This is a genomic window from Nonomuraea sp. NPDC048882, from assembly GCF_040649755.1.
Taxonomy (GTDB): domain Bacteria; phylum Actinomycetota; class Actinomycetes; order Streptosporangiales; family Streptosporangiaceae; genus Nonomuraea; species Nonomuraea maheshkhaliensis.
Genome location: NZ_JBEZGB010000010.1, coordinates 421,880 through 431,440, shown reverse-complemented (window position 1 = coordinate 431,440; position 9,561 = coordinate 421,880). Strand labels below are relative to the sequence as shown.

At 70.2% G+C, this 9,561-nt stretch carries 9 protein-coding genes; 3 read left to right on the top strand and 6 right to left on the bottom strand.

The window, feature by feature from the left end; genetic code table 11:
• The first annotated feature begins 169 nt into the window (after positions 1 to 169).
• A complete protein-coding gene (locus AB0C27_RS34000) occupies positions 170 to 940 on the top strand; it encodes a helix-turn-helix domain-containing protein (RefSeq protein WP_357852465.1) in 771 nt (256 codons plus the stop codon).
• A gap of 16 nt (positions 941 to 956) precedes the next feature.
• On the opposite strand, the gene AB0C27_RS33995 is transcribed toward AB0C27_RS34000, so the two are convergent.
• Both AB0C27_RS33995 and AB0C27_RS33990 read right to left on the bottom strand, forming a co-directional pair.
• On the bottom strand, positions 957 to 1,322 hold the full coding sequence (locus AB0C27_RS33995) for a GntR family transcriptional regulator (RefSeq protein ID WP_357852462.1): 366 nt from the start codon (positions 1,320 to 1,322) through the stop codon (positions 957 to 959).
• Between the two features lie 34 nt (positions 1,323 to 1,356).
• Entirely contained in the window at positions 1,357 to 2,340 is a 984-nt protein-coding gene (locus AB0C27_RS33990; RefSeq protein ID WP_357852459.1) for a hypothetical protein, read from the bottom strand.
• Between the two features lie 142 nt (positions 2,341 to 2,482).
• On the opposite strand from AB0C27_RS33990, the gene AB0C27_RS33985 reads away from it, so the two are divergent.
• On the top strand, positions 2,483 to 2,905 hold the full coding sequence (locus AB0C27_RS33985; RefSeq protein ID WP_357852456.1) for a pyridoxamine 5'-phosphate oxidase family protein: 423 nt from the start codon (positions 2,483 to 2,485) through the stop codon (positions 2,903 to 2,905).
• Between the two features lie 64 nt (positions 2,906 to 2,969).
• On the top strand, positions 2,970 to 3,944 hold the full coding sequence (gene dapD / locus AB0C27_RS33980; RefSeq protein WP_357852453.1) for a 2,3,4,5-tetrahydropyridine-2,6-dicarboxylate N-succinyltransferase: 975 nt from the start codon (positions 2,970 to 2,972) through the stop codon (positions 3,942 to 3,944).
• Positions 3,945 to 4,312: 368 nt separating this feature from the next.
• Here the strand turns inward: dapD and pyk are convergent, their stop codons facing one another.
• From pyk to AB0C27_RS33960, 4 genes are all read right to left on the bottom strand, one after another.
• Entirely contained in the window at positions 4,313 to 5,743 is a 1,431-nt protein-coding gene (gene pyk, locus AB0C27_RS33975; protein ID WP_357852450.1) for a pyruvate kinase, read from the bottom strand.
• A 35-nt stretch (positions 5,744 to 5,778) separates the two neighbouring features.
• Positions 5,779 to 6,129, bottom strand: coding sequence for a DUF2784 domain-containing protein (locus AB0C27_RS33970; protein ID WP_357852447.1), 351 nt, complete (start codon positions 6,127 to 6,129; stop codon positions 5,779 to 5,781).
• 4 nt (positions 6,130 to 6,133) lie between these two features.
• Positions 6,134 to 7,810 carry a S8 family serine peptidase gene (locus AB0C27_RS33965; protein ID WP_357852444.1) on the bottom strand — a complete coding sequence of 559 codons (1,677 nt, stop codon included), beginning with the start codon at positions 7,808 to 7,810 and terminating at the stop codon, positions 6,134 to 6,136.
• A 227-nt stretch (positions 7,811 to 8,037) separates the two neighbouring features.
• Positions 8,038 to 9,447 (bottom strand): MDR family MFS transporter, encoded by a 1,410-nt coding sequence (locus tag AB0C27_RS33960; protein WP_357852441.1) that lies wholly within the window; start codon positions 9,445 to 9,447, stop codon positions 8,038 to 8,040.
• Positions 9,448 to 9,561: the final 114 nt, after the last annotated feature.

Sequence of the window (9,561 nt, the reverse complement as noted above, 5' to 3'; positions counted from 1 at the left end):
TCATGATCGCGATGGTTGCCTATGTCCCGAGACACACTCTGTTGAAGTTTCCTATGTCTTGCGACATGGGTTTCCTATGTCCTGAACCAGCACACCACCCGGGGCACCATCAGCCGCCCGGCTTCCTGGTCGGGCGGCTTTTGTCGTACCCGACTGCCACACTCTCCGCATGCATGACATCGCTCTGCGCGACCAGTCGCGCCGGCTGCTGAGCTCCGGGCTGAGCGTCAGTGAGACGAGCCGCCAGGTCGGGGTCAGCCCCGCCACTGTTCGCAGGTGGCGTGACAAGCCTGCGGACGATTCGCCCATGACCGGCACCTGCCCCCGCTGCGCCGCTTCTCCTCAGCTGCCCTCGCCTCCTGGGGCCTACGCCTACCTCCTGGGCCTCTACCTGGGCGACGGCTGCATATCCTGGGTGGGCGACCGCGCCAAGCAGGTCTGGGCTCTGCGGATCGCCTGTGCCGACACGTGGCCCGGCCTGGTCCAGGAGTGTGTCGACGCGCTGCGCGCCGTCCGGCCGACCAACAGGGTACGCGTGCTGCAGAAGCAGGGCTGCAAAGACGTCAACTCCTACTCGAAGCACTGGCCGCACCTGTTCCCCCAGCATGGCCCCGGCAAGAAGCACGAGCGCGAGATCGTGCTCGCTCCTTGGCAGCGAGAGATCGTTTCAGCTCACCCTGGACGGCTTGTCAGAGGGCTCATGCACTCCGACGGCTACCGAGGGATCAACCGTGTCCGCCGCGACCTGCCCAGCGGTGTCCATTGGTACGAATATCCCCGCTACCTGTTCAAGAACGAGTCCCCCGGCATTCTCGCCCTCTGCGGCGAGGCGCTCGACCTGCTCGGCGTCGCCTGGCGCTTCAACAAGCGCAACGAGTTGTCCGTGGCCAGGAGGGAGGCCGTGGAGTTGCTCGATCGGCATGTCGGCCCCAAATACTGACCGCCCAGGCCCGCGTTCAACCGCGCAGGGTCTGCCAGGCCGCGCGGGCCGCTGCCAGGGCTTCTTCTTCCGAGGCGCCGGTGTGGAGTGCGGCGCGGGCGAACTCCTCGGCCGCTTCGGCGAGCCTGAGCCGGAGCCGGTCGGCATTGTCGGTGATGACGGCCGCCCGGCCGCGCCGCAGCTCCACCAAGCCCTCGTCGCGGAGTTGCTGGTAGCCGCGCAGGACGGTGTGCAGGTTGATGCCGAGGGCGGCGGCCACGTTACGGGCGGAGGGGAGCCGGTCGCCGGGTGCGGCCGTGCCGCCGGCCAGCGCCGCCCTTACGGAGGCGGCCACCTGGTCGGCGAGCGGCTGGGGCGAGGCCGGGTCGATGCTGATGAGCATTACGCCGTCTCTCCTTGGCGCTGTCCGTTGAGCGTCACGCCGTCTCTCCTTGGCGCTGCCTGCTCAGCCATCCGTTGACGAGTGCCGCGGCGGTCTCGGCCCCGCGGGTGGAGTAGACGAACTGGCGGTCGTCGCTCAGCCTCGCCACCAGGGCCGGTCCTCTCCCACTGGTGATTCCCCAGCCGTCGTCGCCGTCGTGCAGCCGGTAGCGCCCTGGCGGGCGGCCGGTGCTGGCCTGGGCGAACCGTATCAGGCGGTAGGGCAGGGTCCGGTGCAGGGCGGGCAGCCAGGCGGCCCGTACGGTGATGCCCGCGTCGTCGATCTGGAGGCGGGTGCGTGCCTGGGCCAGCTCGAAGAGCGTCCATGCGCCCAGCAGTACGGGGCCCTGCCAGGTTTCCGAGCCGGCGAACGTGCTCAGCACGGTCAGCGTGCCCAGCACGGCGGCGGCGACCAGCCTGGGCCGCGACCAGGCCGACGTCACGAAGAGGGCGCGCTGAGTCGGCCCGAGCGCCATGGCGGGCGCGTGCACGGGTGGCGCGACTTTGGCCTCGGGCGGTTTCGGGACCGGGCCGGCGGCCAGGTAGCCCACCGCGACCGCGGCGACGGTCACGGCGATCTCCACGGCCCGGTGCCACGGTGGTGAGGGAACGGGGCCCGACTGCCCGGCGAGCGCGGCCACGGACAGAACGACGGCCGTGGCACGGGAGACGCCGACGAAGAACGCCAGGGCCACCACGCCGCGCTGCAGCTGGGGAAGGCGCCGGTAGCAGAGGAACGGGAAGATGAGCGCCGCTTCGAACACCACCAGGGACATCCACTGCTGAGAGAGCCAGCCTTCCCAGGAGGGCGCGTCCTGGGGTAAGGCCGACCAGCTGTCGACGTAGGCGCGGTCGGGGAGCCGATCGCCGTACCAGCTGACCGTGATCACGGGAACGGCCACCACAAGCAGGGGTGGAAGCACGGTCAGGGTCAGGCGGCGCAGGCGTCCTCGCGCCGCGAGATCGGAGGAACGGGGCATGGCGACCTCCAACTGTTTGTTTCTGACTATAACACTGCTAACAGTTGGCGTGGAGGGTCCGCAGTGCGGGGGTGGGGACTTTTCGGGATCGCTCCCATGGGGAATAGCCGTTTCAAGATCGATGAATACGGGGGTGGGCGGGATGCCGTTGAGTGTCGCGGCGCGGGAGGCGTTTCTGGCGGAGACGCACATCGCGAGCCTGGCCGTGGAGTCCGGCGAGGGGCGGGCGCCGCTGACCGTGCCGGTCTGGTACGACTACAGCCCCGGCGGCGAGATCCGGTTCCTGACCGACGGCGACTCGCACAAGGCCAGGCTGATCGCGAAGGCGGGCCGGTTCTCGATGCTGGTGCAGCGGGCGAGCCCGACCTACCGGTACGTCTCGGTCGAGGGGCCGGTCGTGCGGTCGGGGCCGACGACGCTGGAGGAGCTGACCCGCATCTCGGGGCGTTACCTGCCGCCCGACGCCGTGTCGGGATATGTGCAGGGCTCGGATCTGAACGTGCTGGTGACGTTCAGGATGCGACCGGAACACTGGCTCTCCGCGGATCTCGGCGCCCTGGGCTGACCCGCGAAGAGCTGCTGGCCTCCCAAGTGCCGTGGGCTGACCTGCGAAACGGTATTTTTGGCCCGTGACTGCTATCGCTCCCGACTCGACCGGCGCCTTCGGCGTCGGCCTCGCGACCATCGCCGCCGACGGCACCGTACTCGACACCTGGTTCCCCGCTCCCCAGCTGGGCGCGCCGCCTGTGAAGGGCACCGAACGGCTCTCCGTGGAGGAGGCGGGGCAGCTGGACGGGGAACTGGCCGAGCTGGTCGGCCCGGACCCGGCGCGCGGCGTGGAGGTGGTGGCGGTGCGCACCGGCATCGCCGACCTCGCCGAGCCGCCGGTGGACACGCATGACGTCTGGCTGCGCCTGCACCTGCTCTCGACCCGCCTGGTCCGGCCGCACGGCGTCAACCTCGACGGGGTGTTCGGCCTGCTGGCCAACGTGGTGTGGACGAACTTCGGCCCGTGCCCGGTGGCGGACTTCGAGCGCACGCGGCTGCGGCTGCGGGCGAAGGGGCCGGTGTCGGTGTACGGGGTGGACAAGTTCCCGCGCATGGTGGACTACGTGCTGCCCGCGGGCGTACGGATCGCCGACGCCGACCGGGTGCGGCTGGGCGCGCATCTGGCCGACGGCACCACGGTGATGCACGAGGGCTTCGTGAACTTCAACGCGGGCACGCTGGGCGCGGCGATGATCGAGGGCCGGGTCTCGGCCGGGGTGGTCATCGGCGACCACTCCGACGTCGGCGGCGGCGCGTCGATCATGGGCACGCTGTCGGGCGGCGGCAAGCAGGTGATCTCGGTCGGCGAGCGCTGCCTGCTGGGCGCGAACTCGGGGCTGGGCATCTCGCTGGGCGACGACTGCGTGGTGGAGGCGGGCCTGTACGTGACGGCGGGCACGAAGGTGGCCCTGCCCGACGGCACGGTGGTGAAGGCGGCCGAGCTGTCGGGCACGAACGGCGTCCTGCTGCGGCGCAACTCGCAGTCGGGCGCGGTGGAGGCGGTGCCCCGCAAGGGCGACGGCATCGAACTCAACGCCGCCCTGCACGCCAACTGACCCGGGCCTCAACCGCCCGGGCCCGGCGACCGGCCGTCACTCACCATGGGGGTGGCGGCCACCATGAGATCGGTGGCGGGCCGTCACTCACCATGGGGGTGGCGGACGCTGCTCACCATGGGATCGGCCGTGCCCGCCGACCAGCGGCCCGGCCGGCAACCGATCTCCCGCCGACGACGGCCACCGGCTTGGGAGCCGACGGCCGAACCGGTGAACGACGCGCGACAGCCCACCTCGACCATGGAGAGGGCCCACAGGGCGCGCCGTATCGGCGCCCGGCCCGTGAAGGGTCAGAGGCCGTTTCCCTGGAGGGCCTTCAGCGATCTACGTCGGGTGGCAGACCACGTCGCAGCGTAAAAGATAGCGATTTAGTGCACGTGAGAGACAGCGGAGCCAATCGTGTGGACGCGGAGAGCATTGGTGGAGCCGGGGGTGCCAGGAGGGGAGCCGGCCACGATGACGACCTTGTCGCCCTTCTCCAGCCGTCCCGAGGACAGCAGCGACGCCTCCACCTGCCGCACCATGTCGTCGGTGTGGTGCACGAACGGCACGTGGAACGTCTCCACCCCCCACGTCAGCGACAGCTGCCCCCGCACGTGGGGCGCGGAGGTGAAGGCGAGCAGCGGGATCGGTGAGCGGTAGCGGGCCAGCCGGCGCGCCGTCTCTCCCGACATAGTGAACGCGATCAGCGCCTTGGCCCCGACGATGGCGCCGACCTCGGCCGCGGCCCTGGCGATGGCGCCGCCGGTGGTCTCGGGCATGCGTTCGAGGGTGTGGGTGGCGTGCAGGAAGGACTTCTCCGCGGCGCAGGCGATGCGGTCCATCGTGTTGACGGATTCGATCGGGTAGTTGCCGACGGAGGTCTCGCCCGACAGCATGACCGCGTCGGCGCCGTCCATGACGGCGTAGGCGACGTCGGAGGCTTCGGCGCGGGTGGGGCGCGGGGCGTTCATCATGGAGTCGAGCATCTGGGTGGCCACGATGACCGGGTGGGCCTTCTCGCGGCACAGCTCGATGATGCGCCGCTGCACGATCGGGACCTCTTCGAGTGGCAGCTCGACGCCGAGGTCGCCGCGGGCGACCATGATGCCGTCGAAGGCGTCGACGATCTCGGGGAGGCGGTCGACGGCCTGCGGCTTCTCGATCTTGGCGATCAGCGGGAGGCGGACGGCCTCCTGCTCCATGATGTTGCGCACCACGTCGGCGTCGGACGGGCGGCGGACGAAGGACAGGGCGATCATGTCGCAGCCGGTGCGCAGGGCCCAGCGCAGGTCGGCCTCGTCCTTGTCGGTGAGGGCGGGGGCGCTGACGTTGACGCCCGGCAGGTTGAGGCCCTTGTTGTCGGAGATCATGCCGCCGATGACGACGCGGGTGACGATGCGTTCGGGGTCGACGCGGGTGGCTTCGAGGACGAGCCGGCCGTCGTCGACCAGGATCGTGTCACCGGGGCGGACGTCGTTGGGCAGCCCCTTGTAGGTGGTGGAGACCTGCTCGCGATCGCCGGGGACGTCTTCTGTGGTGATGGTGAAGACGTCGCCGAAGCCCAGCCTGACGGGGCCTTCCTCGAACGTGCCGACACGGATCTTGGGGCCCTGCAGGTCGGCGAGCACGCCTACACCGCGGCCGAGGTCGGCCGCCACCTCCCTGACCCGGTCGTAGACCTCTCTGTGCATGTCATGATTGCCATGGCTGAGGTTGAACCGTGCCACGTCCATGCCTGCGGCGATCAGCTCGCGGAGGCGTTCTTTGCTGGAGGTGGCGGGGCCTAGGGTGCAGACGATTTTCGCGCGACGAGTCACGAGTCCTACCTTAATTGGTACAGACCACTTGGCAGTCATTGACGACGGAGAACGTACCCGGCGTAGGAGAACAGAATGAGAACTGCGACTCCCAGACGTGCCAAGTTCGTGTACTCCTCCGGGTAGACGACGCCTTCGATGTAGTGGTCGATGAAGCCGCCGGCGGGCAGGCCCTGCTGGCCTGCGCTGCGCCGGGCCCAGTCTTCCACGTGCGTGAGGGGGCATTCGACGCCGGTGACGACGGACAACACTCCCCACGCGACGACGGCGACGTGCGCCCACAGCGTACGCCGCCACCGCCACGCGACGAACCCGCCCAGGGCCAGGTAGAGGAGAAAGGCGAAATGCGCCACCATCGCCGCGTCGGCGAGGAGGCGGTACATCATGGCTCTACGGGGTGGCGGCTTTCCAGGCGTCTACGATGCCGTGGCCGTAGAAGCCGTTGTCGGCCTCACCGCCCTCGCACGCGTGGGTCTCGCTCTGGCCGAAGGACTTGTAGACGTACTGGCGGGGGGTGGGGCAGGACTTGGGCGTGGCGGTCTTGAACAGGAGTTCCTCGGTGGTGGCGGGGGCGAGTTCGAGCCCGCCTCTTCCCGGCTTGCCGAAGCGGCTGACGAGGATGGCGGCGACGCCGGCGGCGTGCGGCGAGGCCATGGAGGTGCCTTCGAGGTACTGGTAGTAGGAGCAGACGCCGTTCTTGCAGTCCTTGACGACGTCGGCGCCCTTCGGCTCGCCCTTGGCGTCGATGCGGCCGGCGGCGCGCAGCACGCGTTCGGGGGCGGCGGCGAGGATCGTCCTGGTGACCTTGACGCCTTCGCCGTCGAGCGCGTCGCCGCCGGGGGCGGACACGTCGGTCTGCTCCTCGCCGTAGTCGCTGTAGATGGCCTTGCGGCCGGAGGGCCCGACGGCGGAGACGGAGATGACGCCGTTGGACTCGGCGGGCACGTTGAGGCAGGAGTTGTCGATCTGGCGGGTCCGCTCGTCGCCCTTGGGGTAGCCGGGGCTCTGCTTGTCGACCGTGGGGCGGCCGAGGTCGGTGGAGCCGTTGCCGAGGGCGGAGACGAGCGTGACGCCCTTCTGCCTGGCGTAGTCGAGGGCGCGCTGCATGCCGGTGATGATCGCGCGCTGTTCGAGCTGCTGCTTCTTGCTGTCGGCCTTGTTGGCGGCGCAGTTGTACAGCCAGGGGTCGACGTAGTAGCTCATGTTGACGACGTCCACGCCGATGTCGCCGGCGTAGGTGAGGGCGTCGAGGCTGGGCTTGAGGAAGAAGAAGCCGGAGTCCTGGCCGGCCCTGATGTTGACGATCTGCACGCCGGGCGCGACGCCGGCGATGCCGATGCCGTTGATCGGGGAGGCGATGGTGCTGGCCACGTGGGTGCCGTGGCCGTCGTCGTCGGCGTCGACGGGGTCCTTGCAGTCGCTCGCCTCGCAGGGGCCGTCGAGGGTCTCGCCGTAGTCGTCCTTGGGCCGGTCGGTGACGAAGTTGCGGCTGAGCTCGCGGTTGAAGTTGGGGGCGAGGTCGGGGTGCTTGCCGTCCACGCCGGTGTCGATGACGCCGACGAGGACCTTCTTGGTGCCGGGGGCCTTGGCGTTCGCGCGGTCGGCGCCGATCATCCGCATGTCCCACTGGCGGCCGGCCAGGGGTTCACCTCTGGCCTTGGTGAACGACTGCTCGTCGGGGAACCTGCCGGACGAGCCGATTCCCGAGGTGGCGGTGTCTGACGTGGCGGTGTCTGAAGTGTCGGGGCGGGCGGTTCTGGGGCGGGCGGTGGCGAAGCCGATCTGGCGGTCGGGTGAGACGCCGACGACGGACGGGTCCGCGCCGACGGCCTCCTCGAACCCGGTGCCCGAGCCGCCGGCGAGGAGGTAGCCGAGCTTGGTCTCGGCGGAGTACGTGGAGCCGCCGGCGCGTTCGACGGCCGCCTCCGCTTCGTGCTGCCTGCCGTTCGCGTAGAAGACGAGGAATTCGGCCTGCCCGGGGGCGGGCTCGCGGGGCGTGGCCGACGCACAGGCGCCGACCGCGACCACGGCGGCCAGCGCCATGATGCCAGAGGCGACCCGCCGCATTGTTCCCCCATCCACCGACTTGCCGCAGAACCTGCATCTTCCCGACAGTTATCAGCTGATGCAACTTAGTGGTGAAATTTCGGTCGATGGCAGGCGAAGCGGACCCCCTTTCGGGGCCCGCTCCACGCCCGGGCCGACCGGGCTCCACGGGCCAGGCCGATCGGGTCAAGCGGGCCGACCGGAACGATCAGGCCGGCCGCGGTCCCGCGTGGAACCCGCCGTCCGGGTCAGCCGTGGTGGGTGAGCCGTACGTTCCGCAGGCACGCCAGTAGCACCGCGACGACCAGCATGATCGGCCCGATCCAGGCGAACACCCCGGTGATCGCGTCCGAGAAGGCCAGCTGAGTCGCGTGCCGCACCCCTTCCGGCAGCGCCTGAATCGCCTCGGGCGTGAGCGCGCCCTGCCCGCCGCCCAACCGTCCGCTGAAGACGCCGCCCAGCACGGCCACCCCGACCGCCCCGCCGACGCCTCTGGCGAACGTGACGGCCGAGGTCGCCGCTCCCCTGTCGGCCTCGGGCGTGGTCGTCTGCACGGCGAGCAGCAGGTTCTGGCCGATGACGCCGAGCCCGGCCCCGGCCAGCACCATGTACGCGCCGGAGGCGAACGCGCTCGTCTCCAGCCCCATGGTGGCGAACAGGAACCCGGCCACGGCCGCCGACACCGCTCCCCCGACCATGAGCCACTTGTAGTGCCCGAGCCGGGTGACGATCTGCCCGCCCAGTGTCGAGGCCGCGATCATGCCGGCCATCATGGGGAGGAGCAGCAGCCCGGAGTCGGACGCGCTCGCGCCCGTGGCGAGCTGCAGGAAGAGGGGCAGGAACGTGGCCGTGCCGAGCATGGCGGTGGCCATCAGCACGACCGCGACGACCGGGATGGTGAACGCCCTGTCGCGGAAGAGCCGCAGCGGCAGCACCGGTTCGGCGACCCGCCGTTCCACCAGGAAGAACAGCACGGCCAGCAGCACCGCGCCGGCGCCGAGCCCGACGATGACGGGCGAGGTCCAGGCGTAGGCGGCGCCGCCCCAGGAGGCGAGCAGCGTCAGGCAGGTCAGCAGCCCGGCGATCAGCGCGGCGCCGAGCCAGTCGACGCGGTGGGGGGACGTGCGGCGGGGCAGCTTGAGCACGGTGAAGGCCACGGCCAGGGCGATGGCGCCGAGGGGCAGATTGAGGTAGAAGATCCAGCGCCAGGAGGCGTGCTCGGTGAGGTAGCCGCCGATGACGGGGCCGGCGATGGAGGCGATGCCGAAGACGGCGCCGAAGAGGCCCTGGAATTTGGCGCGTTCCCGCGGGGTGGCCAGGTCGGCCGCGATGATCATGGTGAGCACCATCCCGCCGCCCGCGCCGAGGCCCTGGAAGGCGCGGAAGGCGATGAGCTGGCCCATCGTCTGGGCCAGGCCGCACAGGGCCGAGCCGGCCAGGAAGACGATGATGGCCGCCAGGTAGAGGTGCTTGCGGCCGTACATGTCGCTGAGCTTGCCGTAGAGGGGGGTCACGACGCCCGAGGCCAGGGCGAACGCCGTGACCACCCACGACAGATCCCGCAGGCCGTTCAGCTCGCCGGCGATGGTCGGCATGGCGGTGGCCACGACGGTCTGGTCGATCGCGGCCAGGAACAGGACGAGGAGGAGTGAGCTCATGCTCACCCAGAGTGATCGCCGAGGGGGAGCCTCGGCGGGGATTGTCGCTACCATGGGGGTCGACTCCTTGCTTCTTTTTCGCGAGAGGGCAGGAGGAATCCGCGGCGATCGGGG